This window comes from Streptococcus oralis (genome assembly GCF_026782375.1).
Classification (GTDB): domain Bacteria; phylum Bacillota; class Bacilli; order Lactobacillales; family Streptococcaceae; genus Streptococcus; species Streptococcus oralis_CL.
In genome coordinates this window covers 407912-429488 of sequence record NZ_JAKUWJ010000001.1, presented here as the reverse complement: position 1 = coordinate 429488, position 21577 = coordinate 407912, and the positions used below count along the sequence as shown (strand labels likewise).

The 21577-nt window shown below is 41.5% G+C and carries 18 protein-coding genes and 1 tRNA gene; 4 read left to right on the top strand and 15 right to left on the bottom strand.

What is annotated here, in order from left to right:
- The first annotated feature begins 76 nt into the window (after positions 1–76).
- Positions 77–772 carry a VIT1/CCC1 transporter family protein gene (locus MK409_RS02050; protein WP_268705157.1) on the top strand — a complete coding sequence of 232 codons (696 nt, stop codon included), beginning with the start codon at positions 77–79 and terminating at the stop codon, positions 770–772.
- 39 nt (positions 773–811) lie between these two features.
- On the opposite strand, the gene MK409_RS02045 is transcribed toward MK409_RS02050, so the two are convergent.
- The 5 genes from MK409_RS02045 to MK409_RS02025 form a co-directional block, all read right to left on the bottom strand.
- Positions 812–2800 carry an FtsX-like permease family protein gene (locus MK409_RS02045; RefSeq protein ID WP_268705156.1) on the bottom strand — a complete coding sequence of 663 codons (1989 nt, stop codon included), beginning with the start codon at positions 2798–2800 and terminating at the stop codon, positions 812–814.
- A gap of 1 nt (position 2801) precedes the next feature.
- On the bottom strand, positions 2802–3560 hold the full coding sequence (locus MK409_RS02040) for an ABC transporter ATP-binding protein (RefSeq protein WP_000173369.1): 759 nt from the start codon (positions 3558–3560) through the stop codon (positions 2802–2804).
- A 359-nt stretch (positions 3561–3919) separates the two neighbouring features.
- Positions 3920–4192, bottom strand: coding sequence for a PspC domain-containing protein (locus tag MK409_RS02035; protein ID WP_001092797.1), 273 nt, complete (start codon positions 4190–4192; stop codon positions 3920–3922).
- Positions 4193–4251: 59 nt separating this feature from the next.
- A complete protein-coding gene (locus MK409_RS02030; RefSeq protein ID WP_268705155.1) occupies positions 4252–4701 on the bottom strand; it encodes a SprT family protein in 450 nt (149 codons plus the stop codon).
- Positions 4688–6817 carry a Tex family protein gene (locus MK409_RS02025; RefSeq protein ID WP_268705154.1) on the bottom strand — a complete coding sequence of 710 codons (2130 nt, stop codon included), beginning with the start codon at positions 6815–6817 and terminating at the stop codon, positions 4688–4690. The genes MK409_RS02030 and MK409_RS02025 overlap by 14 nt, the downstream gene beginning before the upstream one ends.
- 136 nt (positions 6818–6953) lie before the next feature.
- Here MK409_RS02025 and MK409_RS02020 point away from each other — a divergent pair, with 136 nt between their 5' ends.
- Genes MK409_RS02020 through MK409_RS02010 form a run of 3 tightly spaced genes read left to right on the top strand, consistent with a single transcriptional unit; the run spans position 6954 to position 8803 of the window.
- Positions 6954–7085 carry an SPJ_0845 family protein gene (locus tag MK409_RS02020; RefSeq protein WP_000268696.1) on the top strand — a complete coding sequence of 44 codons (132 nt, stop codon included), beginning with the start codon at positions 6954–6956 and terminating at the stop codon, positions 7083–7085.
- Positions 7086–7991: a permease gene (locus MK409_RS02015; RefSeq protein WP_268705153.1), complete on the top strand. Its 906-nt coding sequence runs from the start codon at positions 7086–7088 to the stop codon at positions 7989–7991. It begins immediately after the preceding gene.
- A complete protein-coding gene (locus tag MK409_RS02010; RefSeq protein WP_268705152.1) occupies positions 7988–8803 on the top strand; it encodes a TIGR03943 family putative permease subunit in 816 nt (271 codons plus the stop codon). The genes MK409_RS02015 and MK409_RS02010 overlap by 4 nt, the downstream gene beginning before the upstream one ends.
- Positions 8804–8885: 82 nt before the next feature.
- Here MK409_RS02010 and MK409_RS02005 read toward each other — a convergent pair whose 3' ends face one another.
- The 10 genes from MK409_RS02005 to leuC all read right to left on the bottom strand — a co-directional run bounded on the left by MK409_RS02005 (position 8886) and on the right by leuC (position 21575).
- Positions 8886–9812 (bottom strand): bifunctional riboflavin kinase/FAD synthetase, encoded by a 927-nt coding sequence (locus MK409_RS02005; protein ID WP_268705151.1) that lies wholly within the window; start codon positions 9810–9812, stop codon positions 8886–8888.
- Positions 9813–9955: 143 nt separating this feature from the next.
- Positions 9956–13495 (bottom strand): chromosome segregation protein SMC, encoded by a 3540-nt coding sequence (gene smc / locus MK409_RS02000; protein ID WP_268705150.1) that lies wholly within the window; start codon positions 13493–13495, stop codon positions 9956–9958.
- On the bottom strand, positions 13486–14184 hold the full coding sequence (gene rnc / locus MK409_RS01995; protein ID WP_268705149.1) for a ribonuclease III: 699 nt from the start codon (positions 14182–14184) through the stop codon (positions 13486–13488). The genes smc and rnc overlap by 10 nt, the downstream gene beginning before the upstream one ends.
- A 173-nt stretch (positions 14185–14357) precedes the next feature.
- Positions 14358–14429: transfer RNA gene (locus tag MK409_RS01990), tRNA-Arg, on the bottom strand.
- A gap of 67 nt (positions 14430–14496) precedes the next feature.
- A complete protein-coding gene (locus MK409_RS01985) occupies positions 14497–15483 on the bottom strand; it encodes a GMP reductase (protein WP_268705148.1) in 987 nt (328 codons plus the stop codon).
- A gap of 172 nt (positions 15484–15655) precedes the next feature.
- Positions 15656–16960 carry an McrC family protein gene (locus MK409_RS01980; RefSeq protein WP_268705147.1) on the bottom strand — a complete coding sequence of 435 codons (1305 nt, stop codon included), beginning with the start codon at positions 16958–16960 and terminating at the stop codon, positions 15656–15658.
- Positions 16947–18599 carry an AAA family ATPase gene (locus MK409_RS01975; protein WP_268705146.1) on the bottom strand — a complete coding sequence of 551 codons (1653 nt, stop codon included), beginning with the start codon at positions 18597–18599 and terminating at the stop codon, positions 16947–16949. Before MK409_RS01975 ends, MK409_RS01980 begins: the two co-directional genes overlap by 14 nt.
- Before the next feature lie 173 nt (positions 18600–18772).
- Positions 18773–19552, bottom strand: a complete 780-nt coding sequence (locus MK409_RS01970) for an L-threonylcarbamoyladenylate synthase (RefSeq protein ID WP_247931055.1) — start codon at positions 19550–19552, stop codon at positions 18773–18775.
- A 37-nt stretch (positions 19553–19589) separates the two neighbouring features.
- Entirely contained in the window at positions 19590–20183 is a 594-nt protein-coding gene (gene leuD / locus MK409_RS01965) for a 3-isopropylmalate dehydratase small subunit (protein ID WP_247931054.1), read from the bottom strand.
- 9 nt (positions 20184–20192) lie between these two features.
- Positions 20193–21575 (bottom strand): 3-isopropylmalate dehydratase large subunit, encoded by a 1383-nt coding sequence (leuC, locus tag MK409_RS01960; RefSeq protein ID WP_247931053.1) that lies wholly within the window; start codon positions 21573–21575, stop codon positions 20193–20195.
- Positions 21576–21577: the final 2 nt, after the last annotated feature.

The following is a 21577-nucleotide window of genomic DNA, read 5'->3' as shown; positions in this document are numbered from 1 at the left end:
AGAACTTTTTTCAGATAGTTTAAAAAGTTTGTATTCCCCTACTCTTTTCTCTATAATGAAAAGAAAGGAGATGACTATGATAGAAATAAAACATGAAATTGATGCAAACTTTGCAGGACGACTCAATATTTTAAGAGCGGGCGTTCTCGGTGCCAATGATGGGATTATTTCCATTGCTGGAGTGGTTATCGGGGTTGCTAGTGCGACAAGCAATATCTGGATTATCTTTTTATCTGGACTAGCCGCTATCCTCGCTGGTGCTTTTTCTATGGCAGGTGGCGAATATGTCTCTGTATCCACTCAGAAAGACACAGAAGAAGCTGCTGTAGCTAGAGAGCAATTACTCTTGGATAAAGATATGGAATCTGCAAAACAATCCCTCTATGCTGCTTACCTTCAGAATGGTGAGTGTGAAACGTCCGCCCAACTCTTGACCAACAAGGCCTTTTTGAAAAATCCTCTTAAAGCCTTGGTCGAAGAAAAGTATGGAATCGAGTACGAAGAGTTTACCAACCCTTGGCATGCTGCGATCTCTAGCTTTATCGCCTTTGTACTGGGAAGTCTTCCTCCTATGCTTTCAATCACCGTCTTTCCAAGCGACTATCGCATTCCTGCTACTGTTCTTATCGTAGCCCTTTCCCTTCTTATTACCGGCTATACCAGTGCTAAATTAGGAAAAGCTCCTACGAAAACTGCTATGATCCGTAACCTCTGTATCGGACTTCTCACCATGGGCGTAACCTTCCTCTTGGGACAACTCTTTAGTATCTAAGCTAAAAGAAATACCTCGACCAGCATCGAGGTATCTTTTTTACATTTGTACAATCTTGCGATAGCTTCTTGAAGTAATCATAAAGATTAAGACGTAAACGATGAGGAAGATGGCACAAATGGAAAGTGTAACAGTCAACATCATGGTTGCATCGAGCACGCCAATGACTTTTAGGATGAGGCTAAGCATATGATAGGCAAAAGCAAGGTGTAGAAAGGCAAAGAGCAATGGAAGGAAGAAAACAGTTAGAACCTGTTTGTTAATCGTTTGCTTGATTTGCTTTTGATCGAGTCCGACCTTTTGCAAAATGATAAAGCGTTCACGGTCTTCATAGCCCTCAGAGATTTGTTTGTAATAGATAACGAGGACTGTTCCAACCATAAAGATGATAGAGAGGAAGATACCGATGAAGAAGACACCTCCATAGAGGGCACTGATTTGTGCACTGCTATCAGCCAGATTGCTTCCGTATACATAGCTTCCCTCTTTGTTTAATTCTCTATTAAAGTTATTAAGGAATTTTGAAAAATCATCAGCGAGTTTGAGCTGTTCTTCCTCACTAGCTGTTACATTCATACCGCCATAAAGTTGATCAAAGAGAGAGGAATCCGGATATTGATCAATAAAAGCTTGCAGATTAGGCACAACAAGATAATTGTAGTCAGATGTGAGAATGTTAAACTGATTTGGCACATGTTCCAGAACGAAATCATTTTTAATTTCTTCTTTAACAGTGTAAGTCTGGTCATTTAGAGTGAGTTCTTTCTGCCCTTCAAGCACCTTATTCTTAGTAAACAAGCCGACTTCATTGCCTGAAAGGGAGAGTTTTTGACCAGTCATGATTTCATAGTCTTTTTGATCAAAGACCATGAAAATGGTTTTCGGTTGGACAAAGTTATTCCCCTTTTTAAAGATACGGAGTTTGGCTCCATCTTGACTCTCGATGCCAAAATTGCTGTGACGAAAGACTTCTTTTTTGGTGACAGTTAATCCCTTATCGCTAGCATACTGACTCAAAAGTTTATCTAAATCTTCTTTATCAACATTTCGCCCTGAAATTCCAAAATCATGTGGATTCATGAATTTCTTGAAGGTTTCTGAAGCCTTGAAGATACTAGTTGCAGCAGACATGGTCACCAAGACCATGGTTGAAAGAATGGCAATCGTCGCAAGACCAACCGCATTTTTCTTCATACGGAAGATGAGATTGGATACGGAAATCATGTTGTTGGGTTGGTAATAATAACGCTTGTTTTTCTTCAAGATTTGTAGGAATACTGTAATCCCTGCATTAAACAAGAGATAGGTACCAAAGATTACCAGCAAGACTGCTACAAAGAAAATTATGAGTGCAGTTAAAGGATTTTCAACTGTCACTGCTAGGTAGTAGCCAGCTCCCATACTAATCAAACCTAGAATGGTCTGAAGGCTTAAGAAACGTCCTTTTTTCTCACCACTGGCCTTCTCACGAGAGAGCTGTAGGGCATTCATGCGTGCAATCCGAAAGGCATTGATAAAAACCAAACCTAGGAAAATAGCTCCAAAAATAAGGGTAACTAGGATAAAGACACTTGGTTGGAAGGTCGCTACGAGCTCCACCTTCATATTCATTAGCTTCAGAAGCAGAGCAAAGATGAGCTTATCAAAGAGAGCTCCTAAGCCAAGTCCAGCTGTCAAGGTTAGAGAGCCAAATATAAGAAGCTCCTTAAAGACCATGCTGATCAAATGGCGTTTTTCTAATCCTAACATGCCATAAATCCCTAGTTCTTTGGAACGGTTTTTCATGACGAAACTATTTGCATAAAAGACGATAATGGCCGAGGCAATAGTGACAATCACCATACCAAGACCAAGCGTCATGGAGATAGTCTCTCCCCCTCGAATCTTGCCAATATTGGGGTTAAGTGTCAATGAGTAAAAGAGATAAGTGATGGTCACAGCTAAGAGAACAGCTAAAGCAAAGGGATAGTAGAGTTTGCGGTTTTTGATTAAGTTCGATACCGCTAACTTATTGGTCAATCGAAACATACTAATTCACCTCGCTTGCCATGACTGTCAAGGTATCAGAGATTTCCTGGAACATTTGACGTTCTGTCTTGTCTCCACGGTAGATTTGGTTATAGAGAATCCCGTCCTTGATAAAGAGAACGCGCTTGGCCCTGCTAGCTGCAGCTGTAGAGTGGGTTACCATGAGAATAGTTTGCCCGCGCTCATTGATTTCATCAAAAACATCTAGAAGAGCTGCAGATGACTTGGAGTCAAGTGCCCCAGTCGGCTCATCCGCAAGAAGAATTTCAGGTTCAGTGATGATGGCGCGTGCTACTGCTACCCTTTGTTTTTGACCACCCGAGATCTCGTAAGGATACTTCTCCTGCAATTGATTGATGCCCAAATTTTCAGCTGTCACTACCAATTTCTTCATCATCTCCGTGATGGGTTTTCGAGATAAAACTAGCGGAAGCAAGATATTGTCCTTAACAGACAGGGTATCAAGTAAGTTAAAGTCTTGGAAGACAAATCCCAACTTCTCACGACGGAAGCTAGAAGCCTGAGAATTTTTAATGGTTGCTGTGTCTGTTCCGTTTAGGTAAACCTGCCCGCGAGTTGGTTTATCCAGCATAGCTAGAATGTTGAGCAAGGTAGACTTCCCTGATCCAGACTCTCCCATGATAGCAACGTAGTCACCCTTTTCTACTGTAAAGTGAATGTCTTTGAGAGCCTCTACTTGGTTGCCTTGGAAACGTGTTTTGTAGATTTTTTGAACGTGTTTTACATCTAAAAGTGTCATGATTTTCTCCTTCTTAATATCCCATCAATTGAAATGTTGCTTGCATCATAGCGTATCCCAGTTGAACACGCTCGATATCTTTTTGACTTGGTTTTCTTCTTTTCTTTTGTAAAATTCTTTTCATAGTATTGCTCCTTTGTTCTTTATGAGTCTAGTTTATCGCAAAAAAAGACGGCTTGCCATAACCTAACCTTACAAAAGAGACTTTAATCTTACATTTTTGTAAGATTGAAGAATATCAAGTAATTTCGCTATCAATATTTTACCATAAAAGAAAGGCAAGAAGAAAACCCTTGCGGATGCAAGGGGTTTACTGTAAATATTCTATATGATAGCAAAGTTGTTTATTTTTCTATACCTCACCAAAACCAGCCATCATTGTCTTCAATGGCTTGGGCTTCCTTACGCTTGCGTGGTCCTGTTCCGTACATTTCTGCTTCGATTTCTTCCTTAGTTGGCAGGATGGAGGCGAGGATGATGTAAATTATCACACCAATTCCAAAATTTGCTACGGTAAAAATGGCGAAGAGAAAGCGGACTAGGGTTACATCAAAATTCCACTTGTCTGATAGACCAGCTAAAACTCCTGACACCATACGATTTCGTCTCATTTTATAAAATTTTGTATTCATGATTGTTTCCTCTTTCGGTATTCTTACAAGTAGTATAGCATGAATCAGAACTATCATCATCAGTCCTTAGGCCGATTTATGATGACGAGTTTGCCACGGCAGACGCCACAGCGATAGCGTTTGGTATCAATCCTTCGCTTACGCTGATAACTTTGCTGGCAGGTTTGACACTGATAGACTAGGTAGAGAATTTGAGTTTGTGTTTTCAAAGGTGGTACAAAGCGCAGTCCATCCACTTCTTTCAATAGTTCCTTAAATTCTCGGTCCTTATGGCGATAACCCTTTTTCTGAAAATAAAGGTGATAGTGACAGAGTTCATGGCGCACGATTTTACGAAAGACTTCCAAACCTAGTTCATTATAAACCTTGGGATTAAAATCCAAATGCCCATTCTTGGGGAAAAATCGCCCACCTGTCGTTCGCAGACGAGAATTCCACTGGGCTTGGTGCGTGAAAGGTCTACCAAAGTCTTCTAGTGAAACAGACTGAACGTACTCAGTCAGTTTCATCTGGATCTAGGAGCGACAGATTGACTTTTTCACGTTCAGTATCGATTTTCTTGACCCAAACCGTTACCAAATCTCCGACAGACACCACTTGGCTAGGATGTTTGATAAATTTGCGACTCATATGGGAAATATGAATCAAGCCATCCTCGTGAATCCCGATATCAACGAAGGCACCGAAGTCAACGACATTCCGCACCACACCTTCCAGCTTCTGGCCGACTTTTAAGTCTTTGATATCCAAGACATCTTGACGGAGAACTGGAGCATCAAAAGAATCACGGAAATCACGACCAGGTTTTAGGAGGTCAGCAATGATATCTTTAAGGGTTTCTGGACCGAGGTCTAGTTCTTGCGCCATTTCTTTGACTGAAAGGGACTTGAGTTTGCTTTGAGCTTCTTCATTCAAGTCCTTGATATCCAAGCGTTTGAAGAGCTCCTTAACTGCAGCATAGTTTTCTGGGTGAACACCAGTATTATCGAGGATATTGCTACTTTCAGGGATACGGAGGAAACCAGCAGCCTGCTCAAAGGCTTTGGCACCGAGACGAGGAACCTTCTTGATTTGAGCGCGTGAAGTGATTTTTCCCTCTTCTTCACGGTATTTGACAATATTTTCAGAAATGGTTTTATTTAGTCCAGCTACGTGGGAAAGAAGAGCTGGGCTGGCTGTATTGACATTGACACCGACTTGGTTAACTACGGTTTCAACGACAAAGTCCAGACTCTCAGATAGTTTCTTCTGACTGACATCGTGTTGGTATTGACCGACACCGATTGACTTAGGATCAATTTTGACCAATTCAGCAAGGGGATCTTGCAAACGACGGGCGATTGAGATAGCAGATCGTTTTTCAACGGTTAATTCTGGAAACTCCTGACGAGCAAGTTCACTGGCAGAGTAGACAGAAGCTCCACTTTCATTGACGATAACATAGCTGACTTCTGGAAAATCTTTCAGAACTTCCGCCACAAAGGCTTCACTTTCCCGACTGGCCGTTCCATTTCCAATGGCAATAATTTCCACACCGTATTGACCGATCAGGTCGGATAAGTCTCGCTTGGCTTCTTCAATCTGACGAGCTGATGCTGGTTTAACGGGATAGATGACTTGGGTCGTCAGCATTTTCCCAGTCGCATCAACAACGGCTAGCTTGGCACCTGTACGAAAGGCAGGGTCGAATCCTAGAACCACGCGCCCTTTCAGCGGAGCAACCAAGAGGAGATTGCGCAGATTGTCTGAAAAGAGTTGGATAGCCCCTTCTTCTGCTTTCTCAGTCAATTCTGTCCGAATACGGCGCTCGATAGCAGGCAAGACCTTTTTCTTAACTGACTGTTGAACCACTTCATCAATATAGGCATTTTTAACCTTAAAACGAGCTGCAAAGAAAGCTAGGATACGATCCGTCGCATGTTCAAAGCCAACTTTTAAGATGCCTAATTTTTCGCCACGGTTGAGGGCTAAGGTTCGATAGCCCTGTATGTTGCCAACTGTCTCCGAGAAATCGTAATATATCTGAAAAACTTGTTTTTCATCAAGATTTTCATCCTTGACTTGCGAAGTGATTTTAGAGTGTCTCAACACTTCCTGATAAGTCATAGCACGTAGATTGACATCTTCAGATAGGGCTTCTACCAAGATATCAACTGCACCAGCCAAAGCTTGTTGACCAGTCGCAAATCCTTCACAGACAAACTTCTCAGCCTCTTTCTCTAAGTCAGCTACGTTCTGCAAAATCAAGCGTGCGAGAGGGAAGAGTCCAGCTTCACGGGCAATGGTTGCCTTGGTCCGACGCTTTTCCTTATAAGGAAGATAGAGTTCTTCTACATCTGCTAGTTTTTCGGCAGCTAAGATAGCTTCTTCCAATTCCTTTGTTAGCTTACCTTGTTCTTGAATCTTAGCCAAGACAGCTTCCTTGCGGTCATTGAGATTAGTCAGGCTTTTATCCAAGTCGATAATGGCCTTAATCGCCACTTCATCCAGACTACCAGTCATGTCCTTCCGGTAACGTGCGATGAAGGGAATCGTCGCCCCTTCAGTGGTCAAGCTTAGAACGGTATCGATCTGCTTTAAGGTTACACCCAAATCTTGGGAGATTTTTTCATATTTTTTATCCATAAACCTATTATACCATAAGGAACAAAGCTTGTTTCACCTTACCTGTTTTTACCTCTTTGATTATCAAAATAAAAATAATCCCTTTTCCGCAAAATAATAGTATAATAGAGGTAACATTTAGAAAAGAGGTAGGCCCATGGCTGTTAAATTTACAAAAACCGACGACTTGGACAAGATGTTTGAAGAATTCGCCAAACTTCCTGACTTAACACAAGTCACTTTCCCAGATGACAAAGACAAAAAAGAAAAAGTTGAGAAGAAAAAATAGATGACTGTTTTCCAATCTCTTCCTCCTAGTGTATTACAAGCGGGGGCTATTTTTCTCTCTATCATGATTGAAGCCCTTCCTTTTGTCTTGATTGGGAGTCTCATTTCGGGCTGGATTGAAGTCTATATCACACCAGATAAAGTCACTGAGTTTCTCCCTCGCAATCGTTGGGGGAGAATCTTTTTTGGTACCTTCATTGGTTTTCTCTTTCCTTCTTGCGAATGTGGGATTGTTCCGATTATCAATCGTTTTTTGGAAAAAAAGGTGCCCAGCTATACAGCAGTTCCCTTTCTGGTGACCGCTCCCATCATCAATCCTATCGTTCTTTTCGCTACATACTCTGCCTTTGGCAATTCATTAAAGTTTGCCTTTTTGCGAGCTCTGGGAGCCATTGTAGTTGCTTTGGTATTGGGTATTTTTCTAGGATTTTTCTGGAAGGAACCCATTCAAAAAGAGAATCCTATTGCTTGTCATAAACATGACTTTTCACACCTGACACCTGCTAGAAAAGTTTTTCAGGTCTTTATACAGGCTATTGACGAGTTTTTCGATATGGGGCGTTACCTGGTCTTTGGCTGTCTCTTTGCAGCTATCGTGCAAGTCTATGTCCCGACTCGGATCCTCACCTCTATCAGTGCTAGTCCAGTCCTTGCGATTCTCTTGCTCATGTTTCTTGCCTTTCTCCTTTCCCTCTGTAGTGAGGCGGATGCCTTTATCGGTGCTTCTCTCCTCTCGAGCTTTGGTCTTGCTCCTGTTCTTGCCTTTCTGGTCATTGGTCCCATGCTTGATATCAAAAATCTCCTCATGATGAAACACTACCTCAAAATCAACTTCATCTGGCAATTTATGGGCATCGTGACATTGCTTGTCTTGCTCTATTCTTACATGATAGGGGTGATGCTATGATTCGATTTTTCATTCTACTAGGCTATTTTGCTCTGACCCTTTACCTCAAGCTATCTGGCAAACTCAGCCACTACATCAACCTCCACTATTCCTATCTAGTCTATATCTCCATGCTCCTTTCTCTTCTGTTGGCTCTGGTCCAATTCTACATCTGGATTAAGAAAATCAATTCTCACAGCCATATGGAAAGTCGTCGAACTAGACAAATCAGCATCCTGTTACTGTCACTACCTCTCTTGATTGGAATTGCCTTTCCGACAGTAAGTTTGGACTCAAGAACCGTATCTGCCAAAGGCTATCATTTCCCACTCGCTGAGGGAATCGATACAGCTATTCAGGCAAGCGAGGGTACATCTAGTCAATACCTCAAACCCGATACCAGTACCTATTTTTCCAAATCTGCTTATGAAAAGGAAATGAGGACAACAGCTGATAAATACCTCTCCCAGCCAACCATTCAAGTCACAGACGAAAACTATATGGAGGTCATGGAAGTTCTCTATGACTATCCACAAGAGTTTGAAGGAAAGCAAATCGAGTTTACAGGCTTTGTCTATAACGATCCTAGTCATCCAGATAGGCAGTTCCTCTTTCGATTTGGAATCATCCACTGTATCGCAGACTCTGGTGTATACGGACTCTTGACCAAGGGAAACTCACGCCAGTATCCTGACAATACCTGGATTACCGCTAGGGGAACCCTGACCCTCCACTATCATAAAGAACTCAAACAAAAACTCCCAACACTGGAAGTTGAGAGTTTCACAAAAGTAGACAAACCAGAAAATCCTTATGTCTATCGTGTGTTTTAAAAAGAGTAGCCTTTGCAGGCTACTTTTTTTGTCCATTATATGAATTTCATTCTACCTTCTCTTTCGAATTGATAGCAAACTCTTACTCTCCATCCTTCCAGTTCCGAGCAATTTCTTCGTCTTTCTGGAGTTGGTCTACGAGCTCGTCGATGGAGTCAAATTTAACCATATCGCGGACACGGTCTAGCCAATAGACCATGACTGTCTCACCGTAAATATCGTCTGAAAAGTCGAAAATATTGACTTCAAAACGCGGTTCTTCTCCATCAAAAGTAACATTTTTCCCAACACTTGCCATTCCACGATATCTCTGACGTTGCACTTCGATATCGACTACATAAACACCGTCTGCTGGCATATAGGTTCGATCTCTTAGGACCAGATTGGCTGTTGGATAACCAATAGTACGCCCTCGTGCATTTCCGTGAACGACCATTCCACGAGATGGGAGCGGAGTGCCGAGCAGATGATTGACTTCCTTTACATCTCCATCAAGAATTGCCTGACGAATCCGTGTAGAACTAATCTTGCCCTTTTCATCCTCAACTGGAGGAACAATGATAATCTCTCCATCAAAATAATCCTTCAGGTCATCCGCAGTTTTCTTATCTGAACCAAAGGTGTAATCAAATCCTGCTACGATAATGGCTGGTTTTAAAGCTCTAACATAGGTATCAAAGAATTCTTGACCCGTTAAACTAGCAAATTTGCTACTAAAGTCCAGTAAGAAAAGAGCCTCTACTCCGTGCCACTTCATCTTGTGCTCCCGTTCCTCGTGATTGACGATATGGAGCATGAGCTCAGGTTGGTAAGGTTGTAAGGCAAGTTTTGGTGACTCTGTAAAAGTCATCACGACAACTGGCAGATAATCCTTCATTGAAGCCTTGCTGGCTACTTCAAAGAGTTTCTGATGCCCCTTGTGGATGCCATCAAAATAACCAAGTACAAGGACTGTTTTACCCGGTACTGCAATGTCTTTTTCGTTCTTAATAGGTACTGTTGTAATCATGAAACTATTATATCATAGAGCAAGTCTTTTCGCTAAGAGGAAATCCCAAATGTCGTTTTTTGCGCCTGATCTGACCTTGATAGACAATTCAAGCTATGAGTTTTAAAAAATAGCACCTCCTAAGAGATGCTATCGTTTGGTAACTAGTCTACTGTTTCTTCCAAGTCTTTTAACTTAACCGAAACAATCTTGGAAACACCTGATTCTTGCATGGTAACTCCATAGATAGAATCCGCTGCCGCCATCGTTCCCTTACGGTGGGTCACGACGATAAACTGACTATCCTTGTCAAAACGATTGAGGTAATCCCCAAAACGTTTGACATTGGCTTCGTCCAGCGCCGCCTCTACCTCGTCCAAGATGACGAAAGGAATAGTCTTAACTCGGATGATTGAGAAGAGCAGAGCCAGAGCTGATAGGGCTTTTTCACCACCACTCATGAGGTTGAGAGATTGGATTTTCTTACCTGGTGGTTGAACAGAAATCTCCACACCAGCTGTTAAAAGATCGCCCTCAGTCAATATCAAGTCTGCCTGACCACCGCCAAACATCTGTCTAAAGGTTACTTTAAAGGACTCACGAATAGCCTCAAAGGTTGATTTGAAGCGCTCCTTAACCTCATCATTCATCTCTGCGATGGTCTCAAGGAGTAAGTTTTTCGCAGACAAAATATCATCTCGTTGGCTATTGAGGAAATCCAGACGGTTGTGAACTTCTTCGTACTGGTCAATTGCGTCCAAGTTGACCGGACCGAGTGAGCGAATAGCTTTCTCAAGATCTTTAACCTCTTGTTCTGCCAGATTGAGGTCTTCCAACTCATGCGCTTTTTCTAGAGCCTCAGTGTAGCTGATCTGGTACTGGTCTGTTAATTGAGCTTGTAGATAGCGCAAGCGTTCGCTGACCTTTTCTTTCTTGGCTTCAGCACGTGTTTGTTTGCGAATCCACTCTTCATTTTGCTGACGAGCTTGATCCAAATGGCTGGCAATATCATCCAGTTGGCCTTCGATATCATCCAACTCAAACTGCTTGCGTATCAAACCTTGTTGGAGGTTTGTTTTCTGAGTTTTGGCCTCTTCCGCCTGCTGACTTAGCAAATCTGTATCAACCTTCTCAAGATTATCAATCTTTTCTTGGAGGAAACGCTGGATTTCCTCTTGTTCGAGATTGAGGTTATCCAATTCCTTACCTAGGCGTTCAATATCAGTCACTTCATACCGCTTTTGTCCTTGCAGTTCTGACTTAAGCAAACGTGCTTGCGCTACTTGTTCCTGCAAGTTTTGATAGCGTTCTTGAATAGCGTTTTTATTAGACTTGATCTCTTCAATCTCAGCTTCCAGATTTTGCTTTTCACTGGCAATAGTAGCAAGGCGCTCTTGGCATTTTTCCTTATCCGCTTGCCAATCTCCTTCAGATAGGCGATTTAATTCCTCTTCTTGAAGTTTCCAAAGCGTTTCCAGTTCTTCGGCCTGCTGATTGGTTTGTTGATAAGCAAGGTACAAACCTTGCTCCTGAATACGAGCTTGCTCACCCTGAGATTTGATGGCTTCTAATCTTTCTGTTAATACTGCCATCTCATCTTGCAAGGTCTTCAAAGTCGCTTCTTCTGACCGCAAGTCAGCTTCTTCTTCAGCAATTTCTTTTTGTAATTGTTCCAGCTCTGGCTTGATGAAAATACTATTGTTTTGACGATTGGCACCCCCCGCGTAGGAACCACCTGTACGCAACTCTGTCCCATCCAGTGTCACCATGCGAACCTGATAACGAACTTGGCGAGCTGCCGTACGCGCGTGTTCTACTGTGTCAAAGATAGCCGTCGTAGCTAACAAATTCTTAAAAATGGCTTCTAGTCTCTTATCAAACGACACCAACTCATCAGCCATACCAAGGAAGCCTGGACTTGAGGCGACAGCATCCTGATTCTGACTAGAAATGGTACGAGCCTTGATAGTCGTCAATGGAAGAAAGGTTGCACGACCAGCTCTGTTACGTTTTAGGAAATCAATTGCCTTGGTTGCCGCGTTTTCATCTTCTACGATGATATGCTGACTGCTAGCTCCAAGCGCAATCTCCAGGGCAGTTTGATAATGCACATCAAAGGTCAAATGTTCACTGACTGCACCAATGATCCCACCAAGACGGGCTTTTTCTTGAAGAACACTCTTAACACCCGCATAAAAATTACTATGATTTCTTAGGATGTTTTCCAAACTCTGGGCTCTAGCCTGCTTGTTTTTGAGACTGTCTAGACGGTCAAAGAGTTGGCTCTGCTGGGCTTGGAAAGAAACTTTCTGCTCCTCTTGCTCCTTGGCACTAGCTTGGTAGTCAGCCAATAATTTCTGAACCTGCTCCTTGGCAGTTTCAAGCTCAGCCTGCTGTTGACTGGCCTTTTCTTTAGCTGTAGCCAGTTGTTCTTTCAATTTCTCAAGTTGATCAGCTTGTTTTTGAGATAGTTGACGGCTGTTCTCCAGTTCATTCTCGATGCGGGTCAACTGGTTTGAGACATCCGCTTCTTCTTGTAAAAGAGCCACAAAACGTTCACGCAAGAGCTCGATCATCTGGTCAGGATCATCAGAAAATGCCAACAACTCTGCTTCTAGGCGATTGAGTTCCTTGTTATTTTCAGCTAGAGTTTCCTCTAACTGTTCCAGATTCTCTTCTTTTTCAGCCTTTTCCTTACTTAGAGCCTTTCTCTTATCTTCCAAAGCAGTCAAACGGGCTTGCGCTTCTTGTTGATTAAGGGCAACTTGCTCGGATTCCAGTTTGGATAGGGCTAGTTTTCGCTCTAAGTCACTGATCAAACTGGTCAAATCCATCAAGCTTCCTTGATCCTTGGTCATTTGAGCTTGGAAATCCTGGCGTTTCTTTTTAAGACTTTGATTTTCCTCTTCTAACTCTTCACGCTTTTGGTAATAGCTAGTCAAGAGTTCCTGAACTTGCGTTAGCTCTTCTTCTGTTAGCTCTAGTTCAGCCTTATTTTCCTTGATTTGGGCAACCAGTACATCCAAGTAAATTGCCTTGCGTTGACTATCCAAGTCGAGAAACTTGCGAGCATTCTCGGCTTGTTTTGCAAGGGGCTTGATTTGATTGTCCAACTCGTAGATAATGTCTTCTAAGCGGTCGAGATTGTCTTGAGTTTGTTGCAGTTTGCTTTCTGTTTCTTTTCGACGAGTCTTGTATTTTAGAACTCCAGCAGCTTCTTCAAAAATAGCTCGGCGTTCTTCGGGCTTGGAGTTAAAAATTTCCTCAACCTTCCCTTGGGAAATGATGGAGAAGGAATCCCGTCCCAAACCGGTATCCAAGAAAAGGTCATGTACATCACGAAGACGGACTTTTTTGCCATCAATTCGATACTCGCTATCACCACTACGATAGATATGGCGTTCTACCTTAATGACTTGCCCTGCATCCTTGATGAAGCCATCTTCATTATCCAAGGTCACGACAACAGAAGCATAATTGAGTGGTTTGCGACTTTCTGTCCCAGCAAAAATGACATCGGGCATCTTGCCACCACGAAGGCTCTTGACACTGGACTCTCCCAAGGCCCATCTCAGACTTTCTGTGATATTTGATTTTCCAGATCCATTGGGCCCAACGACAGCTGTCACACCTTGGTCAAAGACTACCTTGGTCTTGTCAGCAAAGGACTTGAATCCCTGAATCTCAATTTCCTTTAAATACATGAATCCAGTCCCTTCTCAACTGCATTTTTTGCGGCCTCTTGCTCTGCCAATTTTTTAGAACGACCTTGACCTTTTCCGATGCTCTTGCCTTCAACCAGAACTTCTACATCAAAAACCTTGTCATGGGCAGGTCCCGTTTCAGAGGTCACCTGGTAACGAATATCCACATCTCCATTGACCTGGAGCAACTCTTGCAGGTGTGTCTTGTAATCCTTAATCATTTCAAAGTCACCTGCTTCAACCTTGGGGATCATGACTTGATAGATAAATTCTTTTACCCTAGCAACATCCTTGTCTAAAAGCAAAGCACCCAGAAAGGCTTCAAAGGCATCACCAAGAATGGTGTCACGATTGCGCCCACCAGACTTTTCTTCCCCTTTTCCTAGTTTGATAAACTGATCAAACTGGCAATCACGCGCAAAACCAGCCAAACTCTCCTCACGGACAATCATGGCACGGAGCTTGGACAAATCGCCCTCTGGTTTCTTAGGATATTTTTTATACAGGTATTCTGAAATCAATAATTGCAGAACAGCGTCTCCTAAAAATTCCAAGCGCTCATTGTGTGAAATTTTTAAGAGGCGGTGCTCATTGGCATAACTCGTATGAGTAAAGGCAGTTTCTAGTAGCTTTTTATCTGCAAATTCGATTGCAAAACGGTCTTTCAGTACAATTTGTAATTCTTTCATACCAACCTCTTTCTAACTGATATCAGTCCTTCTTATTATATCAAAAAAAGCCCCCTGAGTCACTTTAAAACGGGACTAGAGAGGAATTGAGCATTTTTTAGAAGGCAATTTTCAATTTTAGGGGCAGTATAAAGAAAAAAGCCTTTAAATAAGGCTTTTTTAGGCTGTTTACATCCACCCTGAGGGAATCGAACCCCCATCTCAAGAACCGGAATCTTACGTGATATCCATTACACTAAGGGTGGAAACTTGTCTTATTATAACAGAAATTTGCTCTAATAACAAGTTTTTTATGGGTGGACTATGCGTCCATTAGTGGGATGCATCACCGTTCCAGATAGAGTTTTTCACGATAACATAATCAACGTGCTTGAGGTCGGCAAGTTTTCGTCCACCTGCGTAGGAAATGGCACTTTGCAGATCCTGCTCCATCTCAGTAAGGGTATCTTGTAGATGACCTTTGGCAGGAAGTAAGATGCGTTTTCCTTCCACATTTTTATAAGCACCCTTTTGATATTGTGAAGCGGAACCATAGTATTCTTTGAACTGTTCGCCGTCGACTTCAATCGTCTTTCCTGGGCTTTCGATATGTCCTGCAAAGAGGGAACCAATCATGACCATGCTAGCACCGAAACGGATAGACTTAGCAATATCACCATGAGTACGAATCCCACCATCAGCAATAATCGGTTTGCGAGCTGCCTTAGCACACCAGCGAAGTGCTGCCAACTGCCAACCACCTGTACCAAAACCAGTCTTGACCTTGGTGATACAAACCTTACCAGGGCCGATTCCAACCTTGGTAGCATCCGCACCAGCATTTTCCAATTCACGCACAGCTTCTGGTGTTCCCACATTCCCAGCAATGACAAAAGTATCCGGCAATTCTTTCTTGATGTGCTGAATCATAGAAATCACGCTATCCGCATGACCATGAGCAATGTCAATCGTGATATACTCAGGAGCATCAGCCTTGAGTTGGCTAACAAAATCATACTCGTAATCCTTAACACCAACAGAAATGGAAGCAATGAGCCCTTGATCATGCATGCGTTTGATAAAAGGAATGCGCACCGCTTCATCAAAACGGTGCATAATGTAGAAGTATCCGCCTTTAGCTAGTTGCTCTGCAACATTCTCATCCAAAATCGTCTGCATATTTGCAGGTACAACAGGTAGTTTGAAAGTGTGATTTCCAAGTGTGACACTCGTATCTGCTTCTGCACGGCTTTTAATGACACATTTATTAGGGATCAACTGAATATCTTCGTAATCAAAAATTGGAAATTCATTTAACATATCGATGTCTCGCTTCTCTTGTAATGACCTACCTATGCTTGCGCATCCCTACGTCTTTTCCGACGTTTCCTTGATTCATTATAAACCAAAGTACAGTTTTTGTCAAATAATTTCAATAATCAAATTATATTGTTCGGAAATTACTTATATAAATAGCAAAAAAGTGAAGAGACTATTTTCTCCCCACTTCTTCATCAATAATCGCTTTAAAATTTTCTTCTGAGCTTTCCATCATTTTACAAAATTCATTATAAGATGAAGTTTTTTGAGGGATTTGGATAGACCATTTCTTCAACAAAGCTCCATAACCTGCTAGCTCTCCTATCTCACTATTTACTGATTGCTCTATACTAGGAAAAATCAATCCAGCTTTCTCAGCTTTTAAAATATGAGAATAGGAAATCAGCTGGAATAAGTCCTCACGGTTGATTCCTTTTTCAGTAAACTCCAGTTTCTTATATTTTGCATCTAGAACAATCTTTCGTTCTCTGTCATAAAAATCTGGATATACCTTTCGTTTCCCAACAGAAAATACTGAAATTCCGTCCGTCTTATCCTTATTTCTGGGATGTACAAAACCTTTTGGCAACAAGGTGTAAACATACTCTTCCCAAAGCCAGGCAACATCAAAAAGAATACCATGGATTTTTTGCTCTTGATATCCTAAACCGTGCTTTTCTTGGTTTAGGATCATCAGGCAAAGCTCTTGCAACTTTCTGTACTCTCTGAAATAGGCATGTCGAATAGGTTTGGTTTTATTCATTCTGATAATCTTGGCACGATTAGCTAGTTTATAAGCTGGAGTCACACGCGTAATTTCTGTCATATTTTCACGATTACTATCAAGCAGAACTCCGAAACTTTTCTGATTCTTTATGTACTCAATCGTATGTCGAATCAACTGCATGAGTGGATTATCATAGGTGAACTCTCTCGTTGTGTAGGCAACATTTCCCATAAAAGGAAGGTTTTTCTTGAGATGATTTCTTACATCAATCACTCCCTTTACATGACTGTCGTTATGAGAAAATCGCTGGTATTCCTTATACAGACCTTTTCGAATTGCAGCTTGTAGATACTTGGGGAAGAGATACATCAAAAGTTGATAGAGCTTATCTTCACGCGACAAAGCTACATCTAAACTAGTGAGATTGATATGAAGAACCTTTTGTAAAAGATAATGCAAAAAATGGTCGTTACTTTCATCAGAAAAACGAGAGGAAATCGTCAATTTTTCCTGACCACACCCCAGAAAACCAATCACATTTCCAGTCTTAATTTCCTGATTGACAGTTTCAAAAATCTTTTGGTCCTTCTCTAAATCTGGAGTATGAGTCAAATCATTTGGAAAAATAAAGATATTATCCTCTCTAGAAAGGTTATCCAGTGTTCTATCAAGAAGAGCTTGACTTAGTTTGGGATATTCTGCGACAAAATCTTCTTTAGCAATTTTATGCTGATTATCAGTTATCCGCATCTTTATCACCAGTATCTTGGAGTTCTGTTTGCTCGTTATTTGTCAGATTAAATGCTTTTTTCAATGTTGCCAGAGTTTCAGATTCCTTATAAGAACCCCGTAAGTAATCTTCCAAAAGTGGTTTGAGATAATCAGACCAGAGTAATTCATAGTCAAAATCCACTTCCTTCAATTTAAGGAAATAACTTGGACCGATATGATAATGACTATTTAGCTCCTGAACTTTTTCGATTTCAGCATTCAAGTTTCTTAGACGAATTTTAGCTTCTTCGGCATGGATATTCAGCTCTTTATCCAACATTCCAACTTGACTCTCGGCAGTAACTTCAACAAAACGGAAACGACGACGCATAGCAAAATCAAATGTATCCACTGATCGGTCAATATCATTCATGGTTCCGATGATGTAAACATTTTCGGGGATATAAAACTTTTCATCCGTCTCATGTAAATTAGCATACTGGGTAGAAACACTTCCCTTTTCACCACGATAACCAGGGTCGATAGAGAAAAAGAGTTCACCAAAAATCTTAGAAATCTCCCCACGATTGATCTCATCGATAATAAAAACGAATTTCTTGTCTGTGTTGATCTTTGTTGGAGAGACATAATCTTTCAGACCAAATCTTTTCTTTAAAGTTTCAAGGACTTTTTTTCCTTGGTTACGATAAAAGGGCTGTTTCAGATAATTTTCGTCTTTATAGAGTTCATAAACATAAGATTTTGTTAAGACAGTTCCTTTGGCTTTAGTTTCATAATTGATATTAAAATTATTTCGACTATTTACTGTTAGATAGGAAAATTCTGTCAAATATTCTTTTTCATCTCTACTATTAACATACTCAAGATAAAGATCCCAAGCTTCATCAAAATTATCTTGTCCTCCAGTTTTCTGAGCTTCTTTAGCCTTCTGACAGAACTTCTTAAAAATTCCGTCCTCTAGCTTAAACTCAATAGCTCCATCGCCATTTGATACCGGTCTCAACCCCTCTACAAAATCCGTATAATCATAGGAAGGGTGAAATTGTACAAAGCCGATTTGATCTTCATTACCACCCGTTAGCTCTGTCGCTATTTCTTTAGCAAGATAAGTTTTTCCTGTACCAGGAGCACCACGGAGGATGAGGTTTTTGGATTTTTCTAATTTATTTAAATAGTCAATAATATTATTATTCATAACAACTTCCTCTATATTTCTTCTGTATGTACCATTTAAAATAGATTTATATAAATTGATACGTTCCTTATTTCTGTCACAGTTGATGGTTTGTCTTGCACCTTTTTTACGTTGGTATTCCCATCCACCATCTACTTTCAACCATTTAACACCAATACAATGTTTAAATGTTTTTTTAGATTCGTCAAAATAATAAGGTTTCACACATTGACCAATTCCTAAAATTTCCTTAAACCCTGAGGTAGCTATTATGTAATCATCTTTTTTTATGTCATGAGCAAATTTCCAAATAAATTTATCTCTCTGTTTTCCTTGCTTTAATTCTTGATGATTATTATAACCTAAAATATTAGATAAATTAGAATCAAAATCTATACAAGCAATATTTTCATCCTTAAATAATGACCAGACCTTTCCACCTCCTCCTGCAACTATCATCCAATAATTTACTTTCTCTTCCATTTTGTTACTCCATTTTCATATATAGGAAAGTTAGTATCCAAGATTACTTAATCCTACTTTCATTTATTTCATATATAGAATATCATATCCTATATAAAAAGAAAAGAATTTCTAAAGAAAAAGCCTAGTGTAGAGGTTTTCTTCCCTTTCAACACTAGACTTCTTTATTTATCTTAGTAATACTCACCCTGACGGTAGTCCCATGAGTTAAAGGTATCTGACAGGTGCATCATGATTTTATCAATGTCAAGCCCTTTACGGATCACAACTGGAGCTGGTGAGATTGAACGAGCTCCTCCTTGTTCTGGGATGAGTTTGCCGTCTTTATCAACCATGGACACCATAACACCTTGCTCGTAGCGAGTTTCGATTGTTTTGTCCGGTTGGATAGATGCCACATAGTCGTCTGCCTCGATGACAAGGTCCACTGCTCCTTCTATACGTTCTCCGATACCTTCCACCTTACCGCGGTTTCCTTTTCCAGATGGGTTAGCTGATGAGGCGTAGACCATTTTACCTTCTTCCCACAGTTTAGCAGCCAATTGTTCACCAGCTTTACCAAACTTGATGACAAAACAGCTAGTACCACGAACGTCTGTCATGAGCTCTTCACGGCCATCACCGTATCCTTTAAGTTTTTCAAAAGCTTCTAGTTTCCATGGAAGGATACAACCGAGGAGAATGTCTTCGTCCCAATGTTTTTGGTAGAAGGCTTCAATTTCTGGGTTGAGTTGTGCTAAAGCGCGAAGCTCATCCATGCTACCGCAGAGGACAACACCTGGTTTGTTACGGTTACGCTCTTTGGCTGCGAACTTACGCTCAAGTCCTGCTTTATCGCTAGTCATGATAATGTAACCAACTTTTGTAGGGCAAACGATACATCCGCCCTCACCTTTTAAAATGTCATAGCCTTCTTGAGAAAGTGTTCCGTTCCATTGAATGTGTTTTGTCATAGTTCTATTTCCTTTTCTATTTTTATTCTATTCTATTCTATTCCTGCCAATAGGCTGGGCGTTGTTTTTCATAAGCAGCAATCAAATCTTCGTACTGCAAGGTAATACCGATATCATCCAAACCATTTAAGAGCTTGTGTTTCCATTCACTATCGATTTCAAAAGTGAATTCTCCAACTGGTGAGATGATTTTTTGTTGTTCTAAGTCCACGGTTACCTGGTCAGTCGGTTGTAGTTGGGCTAGTTTCTCTCGAACATCTCTGGGCTGGACAATGGGCAACATGCCATTATTGAGTTCATTATTGTAATGAATGTCTCCAAAAGACCCTGCAATCACGACCTTAAAACCGTAGTCTGCTAGAGCCCAAGCTGCGTGTTCTCTGGACGATCCTGCGCCAAAGTTATCCCCTGAGATAAGGATACTGGCTTTTCGGTATTCTGGTCGGTTAAAAACAAAGTCTGGATCCTCAGTATACTTGTCGTCCAAATAACGCCAAGCATACATGAGGTACTTACCAAAGCCTTTCTTATCAATTAACTTGAGAAACTGCTTGGGAAGGATTTGGTCAGTATCAATGTTATCATTCATAAGAGGAACGGTCGTTCCCGTATAAACTGTAAATTTCTCCATATCCTCTCCTTACTGGGCCTCTGGCATTTGCCGAACATCTACAAAGCGCCCTGCGATAGCTGCCGCAGCTGCCATGGCTGGACTGCAAAGATGGGTCTTAGCGCCAAATCCCTGTCTATCTTCAAAGTTACGGTTACTGGTTGAAGCACAGTGGACACCATCAGGGACCTTGTCGGGATTCATTCCTAGACACATGGAGCAACCTGGGTCTCTCCACTCAAAGCCAGCATCCAGAAAGACCTTGTCCAAGCCCAACTTCTCAGCCGCTCGTTTCACAGGACGAGAGCCTGGAACTACAATTGCTGTTAGATTGGGAGCTATTTTCTTTCCTTTGACAAATCGCGCGGCCAGTTGTAAATCGCTGAGACGAGCATTGGTACAAGACCCGATAAAGATATAGCCTAGTTCAATATCTGCTGGCTTCTGACCAGGCTCCAAGTCCATGTAATGATAAGCTCGTTCATCATTCATATCCTTAATTTCTGGGAAGCTACTGTCAAAGTCAACCCCCATAGCAGGATTGGTTCCCCAGGTCACCATAGGAGCCAAGTCTGAGACATCCATCCGGATAAGCTTATCATAAACAGCATCCTCATCGCTGACAAGCGTCTTCCAGTCAGCAACCGCCTCTTCGAAATCTTCTGGAACACATTCTCGTCCCTTGAGATAGTCAAAGGTGGACTGATCTGGATTCATAATGCCCATTTTAGAGCCAAACTCGATGGACATATTGCAGATGGTCATGCGCTCTTCCATGGTCAAAGCATCAATCGCTTGTCCACGATATTCCACCACATAGCCTACACCACAAGCAACGCCGTACTTGGCAATTAAGGCTAAAATGTAATCCTTAGAATAAACTCCTTTTTGAGGAACACCAGTGAATTCTACCAGCATTTTCTTGGGTTTGACCTGCCAGAGGGTCTGGGTAGCAAAGACATGCTCGACCTCACTGGTCCCAATCCCAAAGGCGATAGCTCCGAAAGCTCCGTGAGTAGCCGTATGGCTGTCTCCACAGACGATGAATTTTCCTGGTTGCGTCCGTCCTGTTTCTGGACCTACCATGTGAACGATTCCCTGCTTTTCAGAACCATGGGCAGCATGTTCAATCCCAAACTCCTCAACATTTTCAGCAAGCTTATCAATTTGAGCCTTAGAAATCACATCTCGAATATCGTAGATATTGACAGTTGGTACATTGTGGTCAAAGGTCCCAAATGTCAAGTCTGGTCGTCTCAATCTGCGACCTGCATCTCGTAATCCTTGAAAAGCTTGGGGACTGGTCACTTCATGAATATAGTGCTGGTCCACATACATGAGTTGGGGCTGCCCCTCTTCTCCTATGATGACATGGCGGTCCCATAGTTTATCAAAAATCGATTTTCCTGCCATCC

Excerpts from the sequence above, each read along its gene's own strand:
- MK409_RS02050 (WP_268705157.1), top strand. The coding sequence starts at position 77 with ATGATAGAAATAAAACATGAAATTGATGCAAACTTTGCAGGACGACTC.
- MK409_RS02045 (WP_268705156.1), bottom strand. The coding sequence starts at position 2,800 with ATGTTTCGATTGACCAATAAGTTAGCGGTATCGAACTTAATCAAAAAC.
- MK409_RS02040 (WP_000173369.1), bottom strand. The coding sequence starts at position 3,560 with ATGACACTTTTAGATGTAAAACACGTTCAAAAAATCTACAAAACACGT.
- MK409_RS02035 (WP_001092797.1), bottom strand. The coding sequence starts at position 4,192 with ATGAATACAAAATTTTATAAAATGAGACGAAATCGTATGGTGTCAGGA.
- MK409_RS02030 (WP_268705155.1), bottom strand. The coding sequence starts at position 4,701 with ATGAAACTGACTGAGTACGTTCAGTCTGTTTCACTAGAAGACTTTGGT.
- MK409_RS02025 (WP_268705154.1), bottom strand. The coding sequence starts at position 6,817 with ATGGATAAAAAATATGAAAAAATCTCCCAAGATTTGGGTGTAACCTTA.
- MK409_RS02020 (WP_000268696.1), top strand. The coding sequence starts at position 6,954 with ATGGCTGTTAAATTTACAAAAACCGACGACTTGGACAAGATGTTTGAA.
- MK409_RS02015 (WP_268705153.1), top strand. The coding sequence starts at position 7,086 with ATGACTGTTTTCCAATCTCTTCCTCCTAGTGTATTACAAGCGGGGGCT.
- MK409_RS02010 (WP_268705152.1), top strand. The coding sequence starts at position 7,988 with ATGATTCGATTTTTCATTCTACTAGGCTATTTTGCTCTGACCCTTTAC.
- MK409_RS02005 (WP_268705151.1), bottom strand. The coding sequence starts at position 9,812 with ATGATTACAACAGTACCTATTAAGAACGAAAAAGACATTGCAGTACCG.
- smc (WP_268705150.1), bottom strand. The coding sequence starts at position 13,495 with ATGTATTTAAAGGAAATTGAGATTCAGGGATTCAAGTCCTTTGCTGAC.
- rnc (WP_268705149.1), bottom strand. The coding sequence starts at position 14,184 with ATGAAAGAATTACAAATTGTACTGAAAGACCGTTTTGCAATCGAATTT.
- MK409_RS01985 (WP_268705148.1), bottom strand. The coding sequence starts at position 15,483 with ATGTTAAATGAATTTCCAATTTTTGATTACGAAGATATTCAGTTGATC.
- MK409_RS01980 (WP_268705147.1), bottom strand. The coding sequence starts at position 16,960 with ATGCGGATAACTGATAATCAGCATAAAATTGCTAAAGAAGATTTTGTC.
- MK409_RS01975 (WP_268705146.1), bottom strand. The coding sequence starts at position 18,599 with ATGGAAGAGAAAGTAAATTATTGGATGATAGTTGCAGGAGGAGGTGGA.
- MK409_RS01970 (WP_247931055.1), bottom strand. The coding sequence starts at position 19,552 with ATGACAAAACACATTCAATGGAACGGAACACTTTCTCAAGAAGGCTAT.
- leuD (WP_247931054.1), bottom strand. The coding sequence starts at position 20,183 with ATGGAGAAATTTACAGTTTATACGGGAACGACCGTTCCTCTTATGAAT.
- leuC (WP_247931053.1), bottom strand. The coding sequence starts at position 21,575 with ATGGCAGGAAAATCGATTTTTGATAAACTATGGGACCGCCATGTCATC.